This is a genomic window from Vasconcelosia minhoensis LEGE 07310 (assembly GCF_015207255.1).
Lineage (GTDB): Bacteria > Cyanobacteriota > Cyanobacteriia > Phormidesmidales > Phormidesmidaceae > Vasconcelosia > Vasconcelosia minhoensis.
In genome coordinates this window covers 16884-38907 of the sequence record NZ_JADEXG010000052.1, presented here as the reverse complement: position 1 = coordinate 38907, position 22024 = coordinate 16884, and the positions used below count along the sequence as shown (strand labels likewise).

Below are 22024 nucleotides of genomic sequence, written 5' to 3'. Positions count from 1 at the left end.
CTGGTCCTTCGACGGCAGCGACATGAGCTTCGCTGTAACAGGAACCGACGACCAAGTCACGATTCGCAACATCACCGACAGCCGACAGCAGGTAGAACGGTTTGTCATTGGCGCTGAGACCTTGAGCTTGTATGAGCTGGTGGCAAGCTGGGTTGGGTCGGGCTCTGCTGGGGCAGACAGCCTGACTTGGAACCAGAGTGCCATCATCCTCGACGGTCTAGCTGGAGATGATACCATCACCACAGGCAGCTATGCCGACACTCTCTATGGTGGAGTAGGTAACGACACCCTCAACTCTGGTGCGGGCAACGATGTTCTCAATGGTGGTGATGGCAGCGACACTCTCAATGCCGGTGCGGGTGACGATCATCTCAATGGTGGTGCAGGCAACGACACACTCTATGGCGGGGCGGGCAATGACACCTATCGGTTTGAGCGCGGTGACGGGCAAGACGTCATCCACGACCTCTACCAAAATAGCTCCTACGGCTACATCTACGACGGTGGGACAGATACCCTGGTGTTTGGTGAAGGCATCACTCGCGCAGACCTGAGCTGGTCCTTCGACGGCAGCGACATGAGCTTCGCTGTAACAGGAACCGACGACCAAGTCACGATTCGCAACATCACCGACAGCCGACAGCAGGTAGAACGGTTTGTCATTGGCGCTGAGACCTTGAGCTTGTATGAGCTGGTGGCAAGCTGGGTTGGGTCGGGCTCTGCTGGGGCAGACAGCCTGACTTGGAACCAGAGTGCCATCATCCTCGACGGTTTGGCGGGAGATGATACCATCACCACAGGCAGCTATGCCGACACTCTCTATGGTGGGACTGGAAATGACATCCTGCGCGCTAACGGAGGCAACGATATTCTCGATGGCGGTGCAGGCAACGACATCCTCAACGCCGGTATGGGCAATGACATCCTGGTGGGTGGGACTGGCAATGACTCTCTCTACGGCGGCGCTGGCAATGACACCTATCGGTTTGAGCGCGGTGACGGGCAAGACGTCATCCACGACCTCTACCAAAATAGCTCCTACGGCTACATCTACGACGGTGGGACAGACACCCTGGTGTTTGGTGAAGGCATCGCTCGCGCAGACCTGAGCTGGTCCTTCGATGGCGTTGACCTCACCTTCACCGTCATAGGAACCTCTGACCGCGTGATAGTTAAAGATATGGCTAATTCTGAAACCCGTATCGAAAATATTTTGGTAGGAGGCGAAACGCTTAGCCTAAGCGAAGTGATGTCAGTCTAGGCTTAGTCTGGGAAAGCCTTGACTGCTACGCTTAGATAACGTCAGTTCTGGATAAGGAAATCGACAAAAGCTAAGAAAAGGAGGAGCAGGTACGCTGAAGTTATAAACCACTCAGCCCTGTCCTCAACTAGCGTCGAAACCATTATTGACCAACAGAACCCGGCTAACCCTTAGCCTGCTCGCTTTTGTATCTGAGGTACTCCGCGATCGCGGCCAGCAGCCCCGAGGCCAAAATTAGAACCACGCTGAGGGCATTAATATCCGGCTTGACGCCGGTGCGAACACGGCTGAAAATTTCAATCGGCAGGGGGGTCGCGCCGCCGGCAGTAAAGCTGGAAATCAGCAGGTCATCCATACTCAGGACGAAGGCCAGCAGACAGCCCGCCAAAATCGCCGGGGCCAGCTGGGGCAGCAGCACCTTCACCAGGGCCTGGGTGGGCGTAGCGCCTAAGTCCAGGGCGGCTTCTTCCAAATGGGGGTTCATGCCGCTGAGGCGGCTGGAGACGACGACGGCGACGTAGGCCAGGCAAAAGACCATGTGCGCCGCGATCGCGGTCCAAATGCTGAGTGGAATGGCGGCGGCGGCTAAGAAAACCAGGGTCGCAACCGCGATCGCAATGTCGGGAATAATCAGCGGCAGATAGGAAGCGCCTCGGTAGACCGACCTGCCGGGGAAACGGTACTTAGCCAGGCCAATCGCCATCAGGGTTCCTAGGACGGCAGATAGGCCCACGGCGCAAAAGGCAATCTTAAGGCTGTCGGCCAGCGCTAAAAACAGCCGCTCGTCCTGAAACAGCTTGCCGTACCATTTCAGGCTGAACCCTTTCCAGACGGCCCCGTAGCGCGACTCATTAAAGCTATACAGGCCCAGGACTAGAATGGGCGCATACATGAAAATGTACATCGCCCCGGCAAACAGACTTTGCCAAGTCACTGACGGTAGGAGGCGAGAGAGCTGCTTCATCTCAGGCCGCCGCCGCCTCGCGGTTGCCGTAGCGCAGCAGCAGCGCGATCGCCAGGCTCACCGCCAGAATCAGCACCATACTCAGGGCCGAACCAAATCCCCAGTTGCGGGCCGGGCCTAAAAACTGGTCGTAGATCAGCAGCGAGATTGTCTTGCTCGACGTCCCTCCCAGCAGCGTCGGCACCACAAAGTCACCCAGGCTAGTCACAAACACCAGCAGGCAGCCTGCCGCAATCCCAGGCAGCGTCTGGGGTACGGTAACTTTCCAAAACGTCTGACGAGGATTCGCGCCCAGGTCCGCTGCTGCCTCTAGCAGCCGCTGGTCCAGCTTTTCAAGTGAGGCGTAAAGGATCAGTACCATATAGGGCAGAAAATCGTAGGTCATGCCCACATAGACTGCCCAATGGGTATTCATAATGTCCTGCGTCGGCAGGTGCAGCGCTGAGAGAATTAGATTAATGATGCCTGACCGGCGCAGCAGCGTCACCCAGGCATAGGTGCGCAGCAAAGTTGAGGTCCATAGCGGCAGGATGAACAGCACCAGCAGCAGGCTACGCCAGCGCTTCGGCGCCATCAGCGCAATCCAGTAGGCGACTGGGAACCCCAACAGCAAGCAAAGCAGCATGGTGCCGCTGGCAAAGGTGAGCGAGCGGCCAATCACACCCAGGTAGACCGAGTCTAGAATGCGCGTGTAGTTGCCTAAGCCATAGGCTGTAATCGCCTGCCCGGGACGCAGTCCCGGTACTAGACTGAGCTGTAAAATCAGCAGCGTAGGCAGCACCAGCAGCAGAAACAGCCATAGCCCAGCCGGACCTAGCAAGGCCAGTGGTCCAATCAGCCTAACCAACCGATAGCGCCAGCGGTCAAACCACTCCAAACGAGTCGATGATGCGGGCGTGAGCGGAAGGTTGGCCATAGCGTCTCCATCAGCGGCCTGGGCTAGGCACTGGTAATCTGGGTCCAATAGCGGTCATAGAGCTCAATCGCATCACCGACCGGGGCAATCCCCTCGCATTTCGCCAGCAGCTCTTCGGACGGAAAGAGGTCTTGGTTACTGAGCAGCTCTTCCGGCAGCATGTCTTTAGCCGCCGCGTTGGGGGTGGCAAAGTATAGCCGCTTAACGGTCTCCGCCGAGACGTCGGGATTCAGGTTGAAATTAATCCATTCGTAGGCGGCGTCTGCGTTCGGGGCGGTGGTTGGGATCACCATTGTGTCAGTCCACACCGATGAGCCGCTGGCGGGAATGACATACTGAAAGGTATCGTCCTCCAAAGTCACCGGGATTGCCTCTACCGAAAAGGCCATCGCCAGCAGCAGGTCACCCCCTAGCAGCTCATCCTGCCAGCCAAAGGACTTAAACGAGGCCAGCGCTGGCTTTAGCTCAAGCAGCCGTTGATAAGCCGCCTCTAGTTCGGCGGGGTCAGTGGAATTGTAGGAATATCCTAGAGAATGCAGCACGGCGCCCAGGGTTTCGCGCACATCGTCAAGCATCGTCATCCGCCGAGACAGAGCGTCTTTATTGTCCCAAAGATAGGTCCAATCTGCTGGTGCAGTCGAAAGTTCCTTAGAGTTGTAGATCAGGCCGGTCGTTCCCCAGCTGTAGGGCACGCTGTGGCTATTGTCTGGGTCGTAACCGGGGCTTTCCCATTTTGGCGAAAGCTGATCCAAACCCTGTAAACGGGATTTATCAAACTCGGTCAGCATGCCCATATCGATCATCTGCGTCACCATGTAGTCAGATGGGTAGATGACGCTGTAGTTATCGCCACCCCCTGCCTGCATCTTGGCCAGCATGGTTTCATTCGAGTCGTAGATATCAATCTGGACGTCAATGCCGGTTTTGTCCCTGAACCGCTGTACCAGCTGATCGTCGGTGTAGTCTGCCCAGGTATAGATATAGAGCGGACCGGAGGCGCCGCTGGCGGCACTGCCAGCATCGCCGTCTTCAGTTGGTTCAGCCCCAGCGTCGGAGGACTGTACATCGCTGACGCCACCGCAGTTGGAAAGGGCTATCCCCGCTATTGCAGCAGCAGAGCCTTGTAAAAAATGGCGGCGGGTGGCGGCAAGACGTGGTTTAGATGAAAATCTGCGAGGCATGGGGGTTCCTCTAAAATAAACGACAATAAAAGACAAGACTCTCTAGCGTCGGGCCGACTAGGCCGTCAGCGCCAGGCAATCAGCGGCGGACCAGTAGGCATACACAGGCTTCTGAGGATCGGGTAGATGCTGAGTATGACTTGGCTGTAGAACCGTGAAGCGATCGCCCGTTACGAGTTCTACCATACAGTGAATATGGGTACCCAGATACATGGTGTGCTGTACCCGGCCTTCAACGCAGTTGTCGGCGTCAGCGGGCTGGCCGCTCAGATGGACTTTCTCCGGCCGAATACTCAGCTCAACGGGGGTTTGCGGCGGCGGGGCTGAGTCTACCTGACGATGACGCACCCGAATGTCTAAGCCACTTTCGGTGGTGACTCGCATCAGGGGGAAATCCAGCGGCTCAATCTGGCCTCGCAGCAGATTGGTTTCGCCAATAAAGTTAGCGACAAAGGCCGTTGCCGGATATTCGTAAATATCATCCGGGCGACCCACCTGCTCAATCTGGCCAGCCCGCATCACGGCAATCCGGTCAGAGAGCGACAGGGCTTCTTCCTGATCGTGAGTGACCATAATAAAGGTAATGCCGAGCCGCCGGTGCAGGTTGGAGAGCTCAACCTGCATTTGCTTCCGCAGCTTTAGATCGAGCGCACCAAGGGGCTCATCGAGCAGCATCACCGCCGGACGTTTAACCAATGCCCTGGCTAGCGCAACTCGCTGCTTTTGGCCACCGGAGAGCTGAGCCGGGTAGCGCTTGGAGAAAGACTCCATCTTGACCAGCTGCAGCGCTTCGCCGACTCGCGATCGCAGCTCCGCCCGAGAGCAGTTCTGAATTTTCAGACCAAAGGCGATATTATCCCAAACGCTCATATGGTCGAACAGCGCATAGTTTTGAAAGACGGTGTTGACCGGGCGGCGGTGCGGGACAACTCGACCCATGGCTCGGCCCTGGATGAAAACTTCTCCAGCAGTCGGCGTCTCAAACCCGGCAATCAGTCGCAGGGCCGTGGTCTTACCGCAGCCGGAAGGGCCTAAAATGCTGAAAAATTCGCCTTTTTGAACGGTCAGGTCGATGCCTGTGATGGCGGGTTCGCCGTCAAAAACCTTGACAATCTGGCGTAGTTCGACATCAATTGCCGCCTCGGACTGAGCTGATCCAGAAGACTTGGTTGAGACAGCCTGAGGCATCGCGGCAGCTTCCCTTTTCAATGCTTCGATTTTAAACCTCATCTATGGGCAAAATAGGCTCGCCAGTCAAAGCTAGCCCGAATTTGCCCTATTCTACGCTTCCCAGGAACCGGATAAAAGCAACCGAATTAACGATATCCGGCTTTTCTATCGGTAATTTTGGCGGTAATTTTGACCGCAGGGAATGATTGATCCGAATTTGATAGCGCTAGACTTGATTTGGCTTTTCTCAGCCCCGGGGCTGATAGCCCGCTCAAAGTCCCAAATAACCCTCAAAATCAGCTTTTATGGCCTTTTTGCAGCAGTCTTCCCTCCGCGCCGGTAAAAACCGAGACAAAACCACCGGCCGCACGGTCGGACAGCAGTATCAGGCCGTTGTGCTGCTGCTGCTGTCCCTAGTCACCCTGGGTGGAATCGGCAGTCGGCTGGCCTATCTACAGCTGGTGCAGGGCGATCGCAATCGGCAGCTGGCTGAGAATAACCGGATTTTACTGCTGCCCCGACGGCCCGCCCGGGGCACCATTTTTGATCGCAATGGACAGATTTTGGCCGGTAGCCGCCTGTCGCATTCGGTTTCAATCTGGCCGATTTCTCTGCCGGAGGACCGACGCGAAGCGGTGGTCGGGCGGCTCGCCCAGATTTTAGACGTGCCTGCCGAAGAGATTCATCAGCGCCTAGCGCAGGGAGGCTACAGCTCGAATGAGTCAATTCCAATTTCGCGCGGCATCAGCTCGGCTCAGGCCACCGCGATCGCAGAATACGCCTCCGAGCTGCCCGGCGTCCGGATTGAAGCCGAAGCGGTACGGGACTATCCCCATGGCGATCTGGCCGCCCACGTTCTCGGCTATACCGGCGAAATGGACGATGAAGAGCTGGCCGGACGGCAAGCGCAGGGCTATCGCCTTGGCGACGTGATTGGCAAGCTGGGCGTCGAGGCGGCCTATGAGTCGCGCCTGCGAGGCGAGTGGGGCGGTCAGCAGGTCGAGGTCGATAGCGGCGGCCGGGTGATTGGAATCTTAGGTGAAAAGCCGCCCCAGTCGGGACAGGATATCCGCCTCACCCTTGACCTGAAACTACAGCGGTCCGCAGAAGCCGCCCTGGGCGATCAGACCGGCGCAATTGTCGCCCTCGACCCTCGCGACGGCGCGATTTTGGCCATGGTCAGCCGCCCCACCTTCGACCCCAATATTTTTTCTACTCGCATCAGCGAAGAGCAGTGGGCTTCATTTCAAAGCCGAGGCAACCCCTTTGTCAACCGGGCCATGCGCTCCTACCCACCGGCCAGTACGTTTAAGATTGTCACGGCCACCGCGGGGATAGAGTCGGGCAAATTTTCGCCCGAGGTCTATCTGCCAACCTATCCCTATCTCTCCTTTGGCGGCATTCAGTTTTGGGATTGGAACAATGCCGGATTTGGCACTATTGGATTTCGCACGGCTCTGGCCATGAGCAGCGATACCTTCTTCTATCAGGTCGGCCGCGCTGTGGGCGGGGAAACGCTAGCTCACTGGATGCGGCAGTATGGCTTTGGTCAGAAGACGGGCATCGAATTAGCGGCTGAGGAAGACAGCGGCACCGTGCCGGATGAAGCTTGGAAGCAGGCAGAAATTGGCGAAGGCTGGTATCTGGGCGACACCATCAATACCTCGATTGGTCAGGGCTTTGTTCAAACAACGCCGCTGCAGGTCGCAGTGATGTTTGCCGTACCCGCCAATGGGGGCTATCGCGTGACGCCTCACCTGCTGCTCGATCAGGAAGCCGAGCGGGATTGGAAGGAATCGTTAGACCTCGCCCCGAGTACCCTCCAGGTTCTGCGCGAGGGGCTGCGCCAGGTGGTCAGTTCTGGGACGGGCAAGGTCTTGAAGGACCCTGACCTACCGCCGATTTCCGGCAAAAGCGGCACGGCTGAGGCCCCGCCCTACCAATCCCATACCTGGTTTGGCGCCTACGGCCCTTCGGATAATCCAGAAATTGTGGTAGTCGCCTTCGGGGAACATTCCGGCGGCGGCGGCGGCTCCTTTGCCGCTCCGATGGTGAAGCAGGTACTCGAAGCCTATTTCAAAGCTGATCAGCCAAAATCTGGTAGCTGACCGTTTCCTAACTCCGCAGGCTGACCGGATAGGCTTTCTCTAAAGCCGCGCGAATCTTTTGATGAACGGGCTCAATGTCGCTATCGGTGAGGGTGCGGTCGGGGGAGCGGTAGACCAGCCTGAAAGCCAGGCTGCGCTGACTTTCAGGGACATTTTGACCCCGGTACTGGTCAAACAGCGTTACGGTTTCCAACAGCTTGCCGCCGGTCTTAAGCATCAGCTTTTGCAGGTCGGCCACGGCAATCTCGACCGGGGCAAAGAAGGCCAGATCGCGATCCGCCGCTGGGTAGGGCGAATAGGGTTGAAAGCGTACCATCTGGCCGCTGTATTGGGCCAAGCAGCAGGTCTTGAGCACCGACCAGTCCAGCTCAAATAGATAAATTTCGTCCGGCAGCCCCCGCTGCTGTCGCAGTTCTGGGTGGAGCTGACCAAAGGTGCCCAGCCGTAACCTACCGCGCACCCACAGCCCGGCAGTGCGGCCCGGATGCAGGCGCGGGACGGCGCTGTCGGGGCGATAGTCAACGGTCAGGTTCAGGCGATCGCACACTTCCTCTAGCAGACCCTTGGCCTCATACCAGGTCAAGGGCTGAGCCCCGCTCACCCAGCGCCCTCGCCGACTGTCACCGCCGACGATGCCTGCCACCTTTTCGGTTTCCACCAGCTCGCCTTCAGCCATCGAGAACACATGACCGATTTCAAAGGCATTCAGCGGCCCGTTGCCCTGCTCCAGGTTGTACTGGTAAGCGTCAATCAGGCCGCTGAGCAGGTCTGACCGTAGGGCAGAATATTCGGCAAAGAGCGGATTTGCCAGCACGACCTGGGTTTCTCTCTGGTCGCCTTCAGCGGGCTTGGTCAGCGAATAGTGCAGCACTTCGGTCAGCCCGGCCCCGCGAAAAGCTGCTCGCAGCTGCTGAGACAGGGCCGCCTCAGGCGAGAGAAAGCCGCGTGCGGTCTGGGCTGGCAGCGTATTGGCAAAGCGGTCGTAGCCATAGAGCCGGGCAATTTCTTCGATCAGGTCGATCTCGCGCTCCAGATCTCGATAGCGGTAGGGCGGCACCGTCACCTGCCAAACGGTGGCCGCAGCTGAGCCGACTGGCTTTGTCTCACAGCCCAGTTTTGTCAGGAGGGCCTCAACGGTGTCGCGATCGAGCGCCGCGGTTCCAGCGGCATTAGACTCCACCGTCGGACCCAGGATCTGATTAACCCGCGATAGCCGCAGGTCCAGCGTTCGAGTGGGCGTAATCCGTCCGACCTCAGTGCGGTCTTCGGCCTGACCCACAATCGTCGCACCGGCCAATTCTTGCAGCAGCTGGAGGGCGCGATCGCAGGCCAGGGTCAGCTCCGCCGGGTTGACCCCACGCTCGTACCGGGCCGAGGCTTCGGTCCGCAGGCCCTGACTACGGGCCGAGCGGCGAATGGCCGCTGCGTCGAAGTAGGCCGCCTCCAAGAAGACTGTTTGCGTCTGATCATGCACTTCGGTTTCCTCGCCCCCCATTACCCCGGCCAGGGCCACGGGCCGATCGTTGGCTGTAATTAGCAGCGTTTGAGGCGTGAGCTGACGATCCTGGCCGTCCAGAGTGCAGAGCTTTTCGGCTGACTGGGCCAGCCTTACCCCAACGGTCAGCGGAGCCCCAGCAGCGGCCTGGAGTTGGTCTAAGTCAAAGGCATGGAGCGGCTGGCCCCATTCCAGCAAAACGTAGTTCGTAATATCGACCACATTGCTAATCGAGCGCGTCCCGGCCGCTGCCAGGCGCTGCTTCAGCCAGTCGGGCGAGGGACCAATCTGAATCTGCTCCATGACGGTACCGATGTAGATTGGGCAAGCCTTCGCATCCGTCAATTCAATCGCTACCGGCGATGACTGTGCTATCCCGGCTAGAGACTGACTCGGCGGCAACTTGAGAGGATTGCCGGTAATCGCTGCCACTTCTCGGGCAATGCCAACCATGCTCAGGGCGTCAGCTCGATTCGCCGTCGAGGTCAGGTCGAGAATGGAGTCGTCTAAACCCAGCAGCGGGCGGGCATCTTGACCCGGTGTCAGGGCTTCCTGCTGGAAAATGTGAATTCCCTCAGAATCCTTAGCCAGTCCCAATTCGGCCAGCGAGCAGATCATGCCCTCCGACGGAACGCCCCGCAGCTGACGCGGCTTAATCTTCAGGTCTACTTTTGGCAGGTATGTACCAACCGTCGCGACGGGCACGTAAATATCCGCGCAGACATTGGCCGCCCCGCAGACAATCGTCGAGGGCGTTGCCGTCCCAATATCGACCGTACAGAGGCTGAGCTTTTCGGCATTGGGGTGCGGCTGTCGCTCCAGCACCCGGCCCACGACCACGCCGTCGGCCCAGGTGCGCCGTTCTTCAATTTCCTCAACTTCAAACCCGGCCATCGTCAGCGCCTCTGCCAGCCCTTCTGGGGAGAGGTCAAAGTCAACCAATTCTTTTAGCCAGCTGATGGAGACGCGCATGGAATTGCTTAGCGGTAACGACGGGGCGACTGGTCCACCCTATTCTACTGTTCAGCTGGCAAAAGTTTGGGGCAACCATTGCCCTATCCCAAGCCCTTATTGCATTTCAATTCCGTCCTAGCCGAAACCTAGCCCAAACTTGACTGAAACTTTGTGATTTTTCCTTTTAACCCAGCCCAACAAACCGGGAACACTTGAATTGCGGTAGCACCCAGTAAAGGGAACCAGGCCAAATGTCCTATTGCATCAGCTCTGACTGCCCCAATCCTAAGAACGCTTCGGCCGACCAGTACTGCCAGGCCTGCGGCGAAAAGCTGCGGCTGCGCGATCGCTACCGGGTGTTGGGCGCCCTAGGTCGGGGGGGCTTTGGCGCTACATTCTTGGCTCGGGATGAGGCGCTGCCGGGCCATCCGCCCTGCGTGGTCAAGCAGCTCCGTCCGACCGCAGAAGCGCCCCACCTGCTGGAAATGGCCCGAGATCTGTTCCAGCGGGAGGCCGCGATTTTGGGCAAAATCGGCAATCATCCCCAAATTCCTCGCCTGCTGGACTACTTTGAAATTTCTCAAGAGTTTTTTCTGATCCAAGAGTATATCAGCGGCTCTACCCTCCAGCAGGAGGTTAAACGCGGCGGCCCTTTTAGCGAAGCAGGCACGAAACAGTTCCTCAGCGAAGTACTGCCGATGTTGCAGTATGTCCATAGCCATCAGGTGATCCACCGCGACATCAAGCCTGCCAACCTGATTCGACGCAAGCAGGACAAGCAGCTGGTGCTGATTGACTTTGGCGCCGTTAAAGACAAGGTGAATCCGGTACAGCCCAGTCAGACCGGGCAGACAGCGCTGACAGCCTATGCCATCGGCACGCCAGGCTATGCGCCACCTGAGCAAATGGCCTTGCGTCCGGTCTACGCCAGCGATCTCTACAGCGTTGGCGTCACCTGCGTCTATTTGCTCACGGGCAAAGCACCGAAAGACCTGGCCTACGATCCCCAAACGGGCGAGATGCGCTGGCAGGAGGGACTCTATATCAGCGACCACTTTGCCAAAGTAATGGCCAAGCTGCTGGAAAGCTCGGTGCGCCATCGCTACCAGAGTACCGACGAGGTGCTGCGAGACCTTGACCTAGAGCCCTATCTAGAAAGCCTGAGTCAGAATCTGGCCTTCCCGGCCGCTTCAGTCCAGGTGGCTGAGGCCCCCTCGGCAGACAGCCTGGGTGAAGGGCATGTCTCTCCTACTGCCCGGCTGGCCGCAGCTATCCGGGCTCAGCGGGAGCGATCTCAGCATCGGATGGGCGTTGCCCCGGGCCGTCAGCGTTTCCCAACTGGGGCCTCAGATGCTCTTTCAAGTGACCGCTCTGGAGCTAGTCCGACCAGCCGGACAGCCAAACTCACGGCTAAAGACATTCAAGCGGCCTATGCTAAGGGACGGCGCGACTTTTCCAATCAAAGCCTAAGCGGAATGGGCCTACAGCGAGTTGTTTTAGCCGGCTCTAGTTTCGCCAAGTCCGTATTGAAAAAAGCCAATCTGCAAGGGATAGACCTGTCCAACGCCAACCTGAGTAAAGCTGACCTGGGACATGCTACACTCCGGAGCGCTAAGCTGGGCGGCGCCTATCTGGGTTCGGCTAACTTGGAAGGCTGTGATCTGCGCGGTGCTGACCTCACCCGAGCCTGTCTGGATCAGGCCAACCTTAGGGACGCCAATCTCTGTGGCGCTGATCTGACCGATGCGGCCATCAGCGATGAGCAGCTGGCCGTGGCCCGAACGAACTGGACGACGGTCTACCCCAACGGCAAACGCGGGCTGCGGTAGTGCGGCAGAGCGATACACCGGGCTCGATGCCCTAAATTTATAGACTTTGGGAAGCTTCTCGGTGAATTTAGGCGCTACCGCGTTTCCTTGCCAGGTGAGGTACCGTCAATGGCCTAAACTCAAGGGCGTCGCGGCTGTTTATGTACCCCACTAGCTTCAGAAACGCTGTAATTTAAGATTTGGTATAAATAATATAAGTAAACGTCTGTCCGGGGTAGAGTTCGCTCAGCCCTAGCGGACAGCGGCTCAGTAGACCCGGCAGGAAGGATTTCAAGATGTTTGTAGACGAACTCACGCCCCTGATGCGAGAGATGGCCCATCAGCCCATGGCTTTTCTGGGTGGCCTATGTTCAGGGCTGCTGCGGTTAGACCTCTCAGATGACCCGGTCAAAAGCTGGCTGAATCAGCAGGGGGCATCAACAACGGCCGCTGTGCCTGATCCCTCCGTGACCCAGCAGGGACCGAAGTCAATCGACATTGAGTAGCTCGTCTGTCCAGGTCAGGAGACGCTGTCTGAGCTGAACAGATGCTTTAGAGTCAGCGGCTGGCAGCGGCAGCAAAGTCAGGGCCTGGTCATAGGCCGCGATCGCGCCGTTCCAATCGCCGCTGAGGTGATAGGTTCTGCCCAGCTCAGCATAGAGGTTGGCGCTGGTCGGCTGAAAGAATAGCGCGATATCAAAGCAGTCCATCGCCTCTTCGTAACAGCCCAAATCGCGGAAGGTGATGCCCTGATTAATCCGAGCCTTCAGATTCACTGGATTCAGGTCGATGGCCTGGTCATAGTCGCTCAGCGCTTCGTCCCAGCGCCCCTCGGCGGCATAGCAGTTGGCCCGATTGTTGTAGGCCTGGTCAAGTTCAGGATTGAGCCGAATAGCGCAGTCTAGGTCGATCAGAGCCAGTTCATACTGCTGGCAGTAGAAATACACCAGCCCGCGATTATTGTAATACTCTGCTGTCTCAGGGCAGCGCTGAATCAGCCGATCGAGCAGGTCAATCGCTGAGCGATAGGCGCCCCTCTGCATCTCCCACTTGACCTGGTGGCGAAGCAGAATAATCGCATCAGCATCGGCGAGGAGATTGGCCAGGCGCTGCGGTTGGCTATTCTGAGACCGACGGATAACGCCGCTGCGAGGCCCCAAAACCGCCATCGATGGTGTAGAATCCGCTGAGAATGGGGTGACATTTTTGAGTGGCTGCATGGTAGATGTCCTCGGAGATTGGCGACAGGATGGCGGGCTTTCAGTTAATCTTCTTGATGGAATCCTCGCATGGTTAAATACAGAACCCAACCGGGAAAAAACGTAGAAGATTGAGAAAAATTGAAATGAGGCTTCACCCGTTCCGCAGATCCGCTGATGAAAAGCAGATGAGCTCGGGCATTGGGGCGCTTTAATGCCTTAGCAGCGTTCCTATCCGGCGCTTTATGACGCTTTCCTAACGAACGCCGACTGACGCGAACGAGACGGCTATAATGGGAGCGCAAACGACCCCCTCGTAACGCTTTTTATGACCGCAACTGCCGCCTATCCCAATGCCCCTGACCTGAACGCAGAGGACTACATCCTGATTGGCTTAGCCACCTGCTTTCTCAAGCAAGAAGGCGAGGTCACCCAGGTCACGATGGCTGAACCCATTCCCTCCGCCTATCTAGAAGCGCTGATGAAGGGCGTCCCGACCTCGTACCAGAGCCTCTATGCAGTGAGCCTGGGCGAGGTGCTTGAAGCAGGCCAGCCGAAGCTGCTGCCGGCAGCCAAAGCGGCCAATGCGCAGGTCAGCCCAGATTTTGTCGAGCAGGCGCTGGCGGCCGCTCGGACCTACCAGTCGCGCCCTGAGGCGCAGACATTCGTCCCAGCTGGTACGGTCTATACCGATGTGAACTATTCCACTGAGCGCAAGCGGATCCTCAATGCCGAAAATATGGTGACGGCGGATGACAATGTCAAACAGCATCAGTACACCCATATGACGCTTTGAACCATTGCTGGACTTTGGAGATATTGCTGGACTGCTGCCTGGGCGACTCTAAACCTCTACTTGCCAATGCAAAATCGGCTAAAAATTTCGTCTAGCATTGACTCGGTGACGGCTTCTCCGGTGACCTCTCCTAAATCCTGAATTGCCGCTCTGAGGTCAATTGTCCAGAAATCCAGCGGTAGACCGGCCTGAATCGTGGCCTGGACCTGTTGTAAGGCATTTTGGGCCTTCGCGATCGCGCCCGCCTGCCGCTGATTGATCGCCAGATCGAGGTTGGCGGCGCTGAGGTTGCTGGCCTCCACGGTTTTAAGCAAAGTCTGCTCCAGCGCCTCTAGCCCGCGAGACTGGCTGGCTGAAAGCTGGACGACGGGTGAGGCGGGGCCGAGCTGCGCCAATATCGGCTCGATCCTAGCCGCTGGGTCAGAATCAACCAGGTCTATTTTATTGATCACGACCAGGTGAGGTCGCGGCTGAATCAGCTCGTAGAGGAGATCTTCCTCCTCCGCCCAACCCCCAGCGGCATCCACCGTTAGCAGCACCAGGTCAGCCCGCTGGACGGCTGCCCTGGAACGCTGAATCCCCATTTGCTCAACCGGGTTACTGGATTCACGGATTCCCGCCGTATCCAGCACCTGAATCGGAATGCCGCCGACGACGAGCTGGGACTCGACGATATCGCGAGTCGTACCGGGCAGGTCAGTAACAATGGCGCGATCGCTCTTACTCCAGGCGTTCAGCAGGCTCGACTTGCCCACGTTAGGGCGACCAATGATAGCGACCTTAAGCCCGGCCCGCAGCAGCTCGCCCTGATGGGCCGTAGCCAGGATGTGGCGGACGGTTTTGAGGGTCTCGTCCAGGCGCGATCGCACCCAGTCCAGATCCAGCGGCGGCAGGTCATCCTCAAAATCAATCCGAGCTTCAATCTCCGCTAGCAGGTCCAGACAGTCGCTGCGCAGCTGCCGCAGCGACTGGGCCAGCTTACCCCGCAGGCCCGCGACTGCCGCCTGGGCGGCCTGGGGCGACTGGGCACCCACCAGGTCAGCCACACTTTCAGCCTGGGTTAGGTCGAGCCGCCCGTTGAGAAACGCCCGCAGCGAAAATTCGCCCGGCTGAGCCAGTCTGGCGCCCTGCTGAAGGCAGAGCTGAAGTACCTGCTGCACGGCCATGATGCCGCCGTGGCAGTGAAACTCAACGACGTCTTCGCGGGTAAAGGAGCGGGGGGCATACATCAGCAGCAGCAGGGCCTCATCGATCACCTGCTGAGTTTTAGGCTGCCGGATAAAGCCATAGAGGATGCGGTGACTTTCCCAGGCCTGGGAGCCCGGCGCGTAGAATAGGTGCCGGGCAATCTCGACGGCCTCAGCGCCTGATAGTCGCACGATGCCGACGCTGCCCTGCTGGGGGACAATCGCAGTCGCGATCGCGGCAATTGTTTCTGCCTGCACGATAGAACTCCTTGAAGTTGCCATATCCAAACGTCTCGCCTGTCAACCGTGAGGATTTGGATAAGAAATAGCCTAGCCGATCTCAAAACCAGAACGCTGGCCTAGCAGCCGTCTAAGATAGGTGGGACAGTGCGTTTTTCGATCTATGCCAGCCCCCTATCCCCCTCCCGTCGCACCGAAGCCTAGAAAACGTCGTCGGAAACCCCTCAGCTGGGCCGCTCCCCAGCGCTGGCGGCGGACTTTTCGCTACTTCTATCTGCGCTTTTTGCGCCTGCGCGGCAGCCCCAGAGAGATTGCCCGGGGACTAGCGGCGGGCGTATTTGCGGGCGCCTTTCCCTTCTTTGGCTTTCAGACGATTTTTGGGATTGCCCTGGCGGCAGTGGTCAGGGGCAATAAAATTATGGCAGCTGCGGGAACCTGGATCAGTAATCCGCTCACCTATGTCCCCATTTACGCCTTCAACTTTAAGCTGGGCAGTCTGCTGCTGGGCATGTCTAGCTCAGAGATCGACTTTTCCTCGCAGCAGTCGATCCGCGAATGGATGAGTATGGGCATGGATATCAGCGCCGCGCTGATCGTGGGCTCTTGCCTGGTGGGCCTGGTTGCCAGCGTCATTGGCTACTCCGTGGGTCTCAATCTGGCTGTCCGGTATCGCCAGGCCCGCCGTCAGAAACGCCAAAGAGGTCAGAGGGGGCGCTAGAGTTACTGAAACTGAAACCGGGGTCTACTGCCGCAGCGGCTGTGAGAGATTAGAGCAGTCCATTCATAGCTCACGATTATGTCTATCCGTTTCAATTTGCGCAGGCAGTGCCTCCAATCCGCGACCTGTTTACTGATCGGCCTGATACCGGTTACGTTTTTGAGCAGTGCTCCCCTATTTCCAGCCATGGCCCAGGATGCCCAAACCCGAGTCCTCAGCGTTACCGGTGAAGGCAGCGAGTCGATCCCCACGACGCTGACTCAGATTAGCCTGGGGGTTGAGGTGCAGGGAAAGACCGCAGCAGAAGTCCAGCAGCAGGCGGCTGAGCAAACGACAGCCGTACTGGAAGCGGTGCGATCGCAGCCCATCGACCAGCTAGAGACTACCGGCATTAGCCTCAGGCCAATCTACGCCTACGAGAACGGTCAGGAGCTGACGGGCTATCAGGCGACCAACACCATCAGCTTTGAAATTCCCACCGAGCAGGCCGGCACGATTCTGGACAGCGCGGTGCAAGCGGGCGCAACTCGGATCAATAGCGTCAGTTTTATAGCGGCGGATGACGCGATCGCGGCTGCCCGGCAACAGGCGCTTCAGATTGCTACCCGTAATGCGCAGGAACAGGCCGGTGCGGTGCTCAGTAGCCTCAACTTCACGGCTCAGGAGATCGTCGGCATTCAGATTGACCAAGCCAGCGCCCCCCCGCCGCGACCGCTGCCCTTCGCCAACGAAGCCGCCGATACAGTTTCTCAGCGATTGGCTGAAACGCCAGTCGTCGGCAGTGAGCAGACGGTGCGAGCCACGGTGACGTTGCAGATTCGCTACTAGCGCCGCCGGGGTGCGGAAACCGTACCCCGACTAAAACTGATCGTCGCCGTAGCTATCATCCATCGGCGCTTCACTGTCTCGACGAGACCCTAGCAAATCCAGCCGTTCGCCCCGAATCACCGGGGTAGAACGCGGGGCACCGCTGGCCCGGTCTTGCCATGTATCGAGCTTGAGCGAGCCGGTAATGCCGATCAGGCTGCCTTTACGCACGTAGTTAGCAGCGACTTCTGCATTCCTACTCCATAGCTCAACGGTAAACCAATCTGGCTGATCGCTCTTGCGGCTGCGACGATCGACCGCCAGGCTAAATTTGCACACCACGCTACCAGATTCAAAATATTTCACGTCGGGATCTCGACCCACCCGACCCACCAGGGTGACGACGTTTAAGCTCATAGTACTGACTTATTACTTTTTAAGGTTCTATCCTAGCGAATGACAACCCTACCTATACTGCCTCGGTAACATTTGTGCCACTGAATGGCAACCAAAATAATGAATTAAGCAAAACAGACTAGACGGTCTCATATCAAGCATAATAGAATCCATTCGTCCAGGTACAAGTTTCGTAATGCTCGTGTGGGGGTATACCAGCTAGTGGGTTTATTCGATCGATTTTCTTCCTCTCGCGATATGGGTATTGATTTAGGCACTGCCAATACCCTGGTCTATGTTTCGGGTGAAGGGGTGGTTCTGCAAGAACCTTCCGTCGTCGCCATCGATGATCGAGGGGAACCGCTAGCGGTCGGTGAGGAAGCGAAGCGGATGCTGGGCCGGACGCCGGGCAATGTCCGAGCGATTCGTCCCCTCCGAGACGGCGTGATTGCCGACATCGATATTGCCGAGATTATGCTTAAGCATTTTATTCACCGCGTCCATAAGGGCCGGGCGAGGGCATTCCCCCGGGTGGTAATTGGCATTCCCAGTGGAGTGACTGAGGTCGAGCGTCGAGCGGTGAAGAATGCGGCGGAGCAGGCCGGAGCGAGGACGGTGCACCTGATCGATGAGCCTGTCGCAGCGGCCATTGGGGCGGGGTTACCGGTAGCTGAACCCACCGGCAATATGATTATTGACATCGGTGGCGGCACGACCGAGGTGGCCGTGCTGAGTCTGCAGGGAACCGTTCTCAGCGAATCGGTTCGGGTCGCGGGCGACGAGCTAACCGACGCGATTTTGCAATACATGAAGAAGGTGCACAATCTGGTGATTGGGGAGCGCACCGCTGAAGAAATCAAAATTAAGGTCAGCTCTGCCTATCCCAGCGCAACCGATGATGAGGTTTCGCTCGAAGTGCGGGGCCGACATATCCTATCGGGCCTGCCGCGGACGGTGACGATCAAGAGCCCAGAAATTCGCGAAAGCATGGCCGAACCACTGTCGATTATCGTCGAGGCGGTCAAGCGGACGTTGGAAAGTACGCCCCCCGAACTGGCAGCTGATATCATTGATCGGGGGATTATGCTAGCCGGCGGTGGAGCGCTGCTGAAGGGGTTGGATACGCTGATCAGCCATGAGACCGGCATTGTGGTTCATGTGGCCGCCGATCCGCTCAGCTGTGTAGTGCTCGGTACCGGACGCGTACTCGAAAATTTTTCTGAGATGGAGCGTGTCTTCAGCACTCGTCATCGCGACCTGTAATCCCTGGCCTTACTAAAAAAGTCGCTACATGTTTGCGCTTAGACGCTGGTGGGAGAAACACGCGCTCAAGGCGGGCCTGGCCGGCCTGGCCGTGGGTGCAGCCTGGCTGATGCACCAGGCAAACGGCGCCATTGTCTATGAAACCTACCAGTTTTTAACCCGACCGTTACAGCCTGGCCTGCCCACCGACGAGCAAATCGAAAATGCCTATGTGCTAGAGCTACAGGAGCGAGTCGTCGAGCTCGAAAATCAAAATCAGCGGCTGCGCGAGCTGGTGAACTATGCCGAGCAGCAGACGCGGCCCAGCACGATGGCGGCGGTGATTGGCCGCAGCGCCGACCACTGGTGGCAGCAGGTTTTGCTCAACCGGGGCAGCCGCGATCAGATCGGTGAGGGAGATATTGTGACCGGGCCGGGCGGCTTAGTCGGGCGGGTGCTGGCGGTGACGTCTAACTCCGCTCGAGTGTTATTGATCAGCGACCCAACCAGTCAGATTGGGGCCAAGGTCAGTCGCAGCCGCTCGATGGGGGTCGTGCGGGGACAGTCGAGCAGCCAGGTGACGATGGAGTTTTTCGACAAGGTGCCCGATGTCAAGCCGGGAGATGTGATTGTCACGTCTTCCTACAGCCAGCTATTTCCGCCGGATATCCCCATTGGCCGAGTAGCGTCAATTGACTTAGGCAAGAGCCCAGCCCCAGCCGCGGTCATTCAGCTGTCGGCTCCGTTGAATATTTTGGAATGGGCCACGGTCCATCCCTTTACGCCCAAGCTCGATGTGAATGCGCCGCCTGCCAATATCTTGAAGGATGACGCAGAGGATAGTCAGTAGCGGATGGCCTATAGCACCCGATCGCGACGTTCGGCTCCGCGCAAGCACCTCTGGAACTGGGGCATCACGCTGGGCTCAGTGGCTTTTTGCCTGCTGATTCTGCCGACTCGCCTGCCCGGCATGGAGCTGCTGGGCGTTTCCCCCAACTGGCTGCTGATCTGGGTGGTCGCCTGGAGCGTCAGCCGTACCGTATTTGAGAGCGCGATCGCGGGTCTGGTTTTGGGGCTGCTACAGGACAGTCTCACCGCCAGCTACCCCACCCACGCCCTAGGACTGATGATTACGGGCATTTTAACGGCTCGACTTCAGCAGCGGCACTACCTCCAGGGAGATATTATTTCGATTGCGCTGATTGTGTTTGGCATGGCGATTGTCGCTGAGACGGCAATGGCGCTACAGTTCACCGTGCAAAGCCTATTTTTGCCCAACTCGCTCTATGCCAGCCTCAGCCAAATCTGGGTCTACCACCAGAAAGTAGCCCTCAGCTCAGCTATCCTCAGCAGCCTTTGGGCTCCAGCCCTGTACTACCCGCTCAAGCATTGGTGGGAGCGCTACCGTCCTAGCAATAAACCTTAAGGCTGCTTCAGGCCGCTTTGACCTGAGCCTGATGGATAATCGCCTGAACCGCAGCCAGCAGCGTCTCATGCAATGCGGTGGGGTGCAGCGTTTGGAGATGAGACCGGCTGCGGGTGCCGCAGGTTAGGGCGGCGGTCGAGAGCCCAGCCTGCTGGCCAGCAATAATGTCTGCTTCGGTATCGCCAATCATCCAGGCCGCTGCGGTTGAGAATTCAGACTGCTGCGAGATCGCATGCTTTAGCAAATCTACTTTTTGCGCCACCCGATTGGCATGGGCCGCCATGATATCGGAAACGCCATAGACTTCGCTGACGTAAGCGGCTAGCCCGTGGGCCGACAGAAAGTCTTCAACCTGCCGGGGATGGCGGAGGGTGACTAAGACCAGCCGTACCTGGTGCCGTTTGAGCAACGCTAGGGAGGCTCGGGCCGTAGGCTGGGGCCGATCCCACTGGAGCAGATGGGCATGGTTGACCATGCGCGTCACCTGCTGCAAAAACGTTTCAACAATGCTCTCGGGCAGTCCGGAACGAACGGCAATTTCGCCATCCTCGACCCGGCTGCGTTTCATCCGCCAAAACTGCTCTTTCGGCAGGGCCTGGACCCGCAGCGGCGGCCCAGAGCCCTTTGTCTGAACTGCCCTTAATCCGGTTTGGTAGGTGCGGTAGTAGCGTTCTGAGACATCTACAATGGGACCGTCAAAGTCGCAGAACACCACCGAACTGGCCGATGTTCGGGCCGAGTTGGCCTGGGTACCCGGATGGTCTACCAAAGAAATGGGGGAAACGGGCTGGAAACCAGCGCCGGTTGGCTGCTGCATATAGCAAATCCTAAAGGGCGAACTTACCGCTTAAAGCTTCTTTACTTTAACAAGCGATCGCGCAGTTTCCGAAATATGTTCACCCAAAACTTATTAGAAAAACTAATGCTATGCTTAGAGCAAACCTCGGTGAGAGCAGGCTCGCACTAGTCGCTAAAGCCTTTGCCGCGCTCAGCTGTCTCCATACAAAAGCAGTTTTCGATCTGCGCTTTGAGCTTGTCTTGGTCTAAATTTTGGCCAATCAGCACGAGCTGCGTTTTGTGAGCGCGATCGCCCCATTCCTCATCTTCTAGCGAAAACCGCTTACCGCTGAGGTGAAAGACATGACGCTTAGGGCTTTCGTCAAACCAGAGGATGCCCTTGGCTCGAAAGACGCTGGCAGGCAGCTGGTTGTCCAGAAAATACTGAAATTTGCGAATCGCCAGCGGCTGCTCTCGCTCAAATGAAATCGAGGTGAAGCCATCTGCCTCTAGATGCGAAGAATGGTCGTGCTCGTGCTCATGCTCGCAGTGGCCGTGGTCGTGGTCGCAGTTTTCATGATTGTGATGGTCGTGCCTATGCTCGTGCTCGTGATTGTGGTCATGGCCATGCGATTCCTGAGATTCATTGAAGTACTTATCCGACTCAAACAGGCCGACGCTGAGAATCAGCGGTAGCGGCACCTGAGCCTGGGTAGTCCGAATAATCCGCGCGTCTTGCTTGATATCCCGCAGCTTGACTTCTAGCAGGTCGGCATCAGCCGGGTCAACCAGGTCCACCTTATTGAGCAAAATAATATCGCCGTAGGCAATCTGATTGTAGGCAGCCTGGGAATTGAACAGGTCCAGGCTATAGTTTTCAGAATCGACCACCGTCACGATCGAATCTAGCCGGGTCAGGTCGCGCAGCTCTGTGCCCAGAAAGGTAAGCGCCACCGGCAGGGGATCGGCGAGTCCCGTGGTTTCGACGACTAGGTAATCAATCTTGTCCGACCGCTCGAGCACCTTGTAAACTGCTTCCATCAGGTCGTTGTTGATGGTGCAGCAGATACAGCCGTTGCTCAGCTCCACCATGGTGTCGTCTTCGCTGGTGGTAATCAGCAGGTCGTTGTCAATCCCCACCTCGCCAAATTCGTTGACCAGCACAGCCGTTTTCAGCCCTTCCTGGTTGGTCAGAATGTGGTTGAGCAGCGTGGTTTTGCCGCTGCCCAAAAAACCCGTAATGATCGTCACGGGCAGGCCGTGTTTGGAAACATCCATCTGCTGGGTCTGAGCGGGGGTTGTTGCAGTCATAGGATTGAGGGAAATTGGCGAATTAGGAAGAGCTTGAAGCAATCCCTATTGTAGCGATATGCCATGCT

20 protein-coding genes are annotated in these 22024 nt (G+C 57.7%); 10 read left to right on the top strand and 10 right to left on the bottom strand.

Going from position 1 to position 22024, the window contains the following annotated elements; translation table 11 throughout:
- Window positions 1-1261, top strand: a 1261-nt coding sequence (locus tag IQ241_RS18780; protein WP_265579917.1) for a calcium-binding protein, incomplete at its 5' end; no start/stop codon positions are given.
- A gap of 163 nt (window positions 1262-1424) precedes the next feature.
- On the opposite strand, the gene IQ241_RS18775 is transcribed toward IQ241_RS18780, so the two are convergent.
- Genes IQ241_RS18775 through IQ241_RS18760 form a run of 4 tightly spaced genes read right to left on the bottom strand, consistent with a single transcriptional unit; the run spans window position 1425 to window position 5510 of the window.
- Window positions 1425-2225, bottom strand: a complete 801-nt coding sequence (locus IQ241_RS18775) for an ABC transporter permease (protein WP_228021847.1) — start codon at window positions 2223-2225, stop codon at window positions 1425-1427.
- 1 nt (window position 2226) lies between these two features.
- Window positions 2227-3141, bottom strand: a complete 915-nt coding sequence (locus IQ241_RS18770) for an ABC transporter permease (RefSeq protein WP_193910151.1) — start codon at window positions 3139-3141, stop codon at window positions 2227-2229.
- Window positions 3142-3164: 23 nt separating this feature from the next.
- Window positions 3165-4322: a polyamine ABC transporter substrate-binding protein gene (locus tag IQ241_RS18765; RefSeq protein ID WP_193910149.1), complete on the bottom strand. Its 1158-nt coding sequence runs from the start codon at window positions 4320-4322 to the stop codon at window positions 3165-3167.
- A 57-nt stretch (window positions 4323-4379) separates the two neighbouring features.
- Window positions 4380-5510 carry an ABC transporter ATP-binding protein gene (locus IQ241_RS18760; protein WP_193910147.1) on the bottom strand — a complete coding sequence of 377 codons (1131 nt, stop codon included), beginning with the start codon at window positions 5508-5510 and terminating at the stop codon, window positions 4380-4382.
- 287 nt (window positions 5511-5797) lie between these two features.
- Between IQ241_RS18760 and mrdA the strand changes: the two genes are divergently transcribed.
- Window positions 5798-7600 (top strand): penicillin-binding protein 2, encoded by a 1803-nt coding sequence (mrdA, locus tag IQ241_RS18755; RefSeq protein WP_193910145.1) that lies wholly within the window; start codon window positions 5798-5800, stop codon window positions 7598-7600.
- Between the two features lie 7 nt (window positions 7601-7607).
- Here mrdA and pheT read toward each other — a convergent pair whose 3' ends face one another.
- Window positions 7608-10067: a phenylalanine--tRNA ligase subunit beta gene (gene pheT / locus IQ241_RS18750; RefSeq protein WP_193910143.1), complete on the bottom strand. Its 2460-nt coding sequence runs from the start codon at window positions 10065-10067 to the stop codon at window positions 7608-7610.
- 233 nt (window positions 10068-10300) lie between these two features.
- Here pheT and IQ241_RS18745 point away from each other — a divergent pair, with 233 nt between their 5' ends.
- On the top strand, window positions 10301-11878 hold the full coding sequence (locus tag IQ241_RS18745; RefSeq protein ID WP_193910141.1) for a serine/threonine-protein kinase: 1578 nt from the start codon (window positions 10301-10303) through the stop codon (window positions 11876-11878).
- Between the two features lie 275 nt (window positions 11879-12153).
- The gene (locus IQ241_RS18740) at window positions 12154-12363 is read left to right on the top strand and encodes a hypothetical protein (protein ID WP_193910139.1); all 210 of its coding nucleotides are present in this window, start codon (window positions 12154-12156) and stop codon (window positions 12361-12363) included.
- On the opposite strand, the gene IQ241_RS18735 is transcribed toward IQ241_RS18740, so the two are convergent.
- Window positions 12346-13077: a tetratricopeptide repeat protein gene (locus IQ241_RS18735; RefSeq protein ID WP_193910137.1), complete on the bottom strand. Its 732-nt coding sequence runs from the start codon at window positions 13075-13077 to the stop codon at window positions 12346-12348. The genes IQ241_RS18740 and IQ241_RS18735 overlap by 18 nt on opposite strands.
- Before the next feature lie 307 nt (window positions 13078-13384).
- Here IQ241_RS18735 and IQ241_RS18730 point away from each other — a divergent pair, with 307 nt between their 5' ends.
- Window positions 13385-13852 carry a hypothetical protein gene (locus IQ241_RS18730; RefSeq protein WP_193910135.1) on the top strand — a complete coding sequence of 156 codons (468 nt, stop codon included), beginning with the start codon at window positions 13385-13387 and terminating at the stop codon, window positions 13850-13852.
- 56 nt (window positions 13853-13908) lie between these two features.
- On the opposite strand, the gene mnmE is transcribed toward IQ241_RS18730, so the two are convergent.
- On the bottom strand, window positions 13909-15321 hold the full coding sequence (gene mnmE / locus IQ241_RS18725) for a tRNA uridine-5-carboxymethylaminomethyl(34) synthesis GTPase MnmE (RefSeq protein WP_193910133.1): 1413 nt from the start codon (window positions 15319-15321) through the stop codon (window positions 13909-13911).
- A gap of 121 nt (window positions 15322-15442) precedes the next feature.
- On the opposite strand from mnmE, the gene IQ241_RS18720 reads away from it, so the two are divergent.
- Window positions 15443-15997 (top strand): DUF2062 domain-containing protein, encoded by a 555-nt coding sequence (locus IQ241_RS18720; protein ID WP_193910131.1) that lies wholly within the window; start codon window positions 15443-15445, stop codon window positions 15995-15997.
- 159 nt (window positions 15998-16156) lie between these two features.
- Window positions 16157-16825 (top strand): SIMPL domain-containing protein, encoded by a 669-nt coding sequence (locus IQ241_RS18715; protein WP_228021846.1) that lies wholly within the window; start codon window positions 16157-16159, stop codon window positions 16823-16825.
- 30 nt (window positions 16826-16855) lie between these two features.
- Here IQ241_RS18715 and IQ241_RS18710 read toward each other — a convergent pair whose 3' ends face one another.
- Window positions 16856-17221, bottom strand: coding sequence for a single-stranded DNA-binding protein (locus IQ241_RS18710; RefSeq protein WP_193910127.1), 366 nt, complete (start codon window positions 17219-17221; stop codon window positions 16856-16858).
- A gap of 237 nt (window positions 17222-17458) precedes the next feature.
- On the opposite strand from IQ241_RS18710, the gene IQ241_RS18705 reads away from it, so the two are divergent.
- The 3 genes from IQ241_RS18705 to mreD are packed head-to-tail and all read left to right on the top strand — an operon-like array spanning window position 17459 to window position 19868.
- Complete coding sequence (locus IQ241_RS18705; protein ID WP_193910124.1) at window positions 17459-18463, top strand: rod shape-determining protein; 1005 nt, start codon at window positions 17459-17461, stop codon at window positions 18461-18463.
- 28 nt (window positions 18464-18491) lie between these two features.
- On the top strand, window positions 18492-19292 hold the full coding sequence (gene mreC, locus IQ241_RS18700) for a rod shape-determining protein MreC (RefSeq protein ID WP_193910122.1): 801 nt from the start codon (window positions 18492-18494) through the stop codon (window positions 19290-19292).
- 3 nt (window positions 19293-19295) lie between these two features.
- Window positions 19296-19868: a rod shape-determining protein MreD gene (gene mreD, locus IQ241_RS18695; RefSeq protein WP_193910119.1), complete on the top strand. Its 573-nt coding sequence runs from the start codon at window positions 19296-19298 to the stop codon at window positions 19866-19868.
- Between the two features lie 7 nt (window positions 19869-19875).
- Here mreD and IQ241_RS18690 read toward each other — a convergent pair whose 3' ends face one another.
- Together IQ241_RS18690 and IQ241_RS18685 are read right to left on the bottom strand one after the other, a co-directional pair.
- Window positions 19876-20685 (bottom strand): HAD family hydrolase, encoded by an 810-nt coding sequence (locus IQ241_RS18690; RefSeq protein ID WP_193910117.1) that lies wholly within the window; start codon window positions 20683-20685, stop codon window positions 19876-19878.
- A 146-nt stretch (window positions 20686-20831) separates the two neighbouring features.
- Entirely contained in the window at window positions 20832-21956 is a 1125-nt protein-coding gene (locus IQ241_RS18685; protein ID WP_193910115.1) for a CobW family GTP-binding protein, read from the bottom strand.
- Between the last annotated feature and the right edge of the window lie 68 nt (window positions 21957-22024).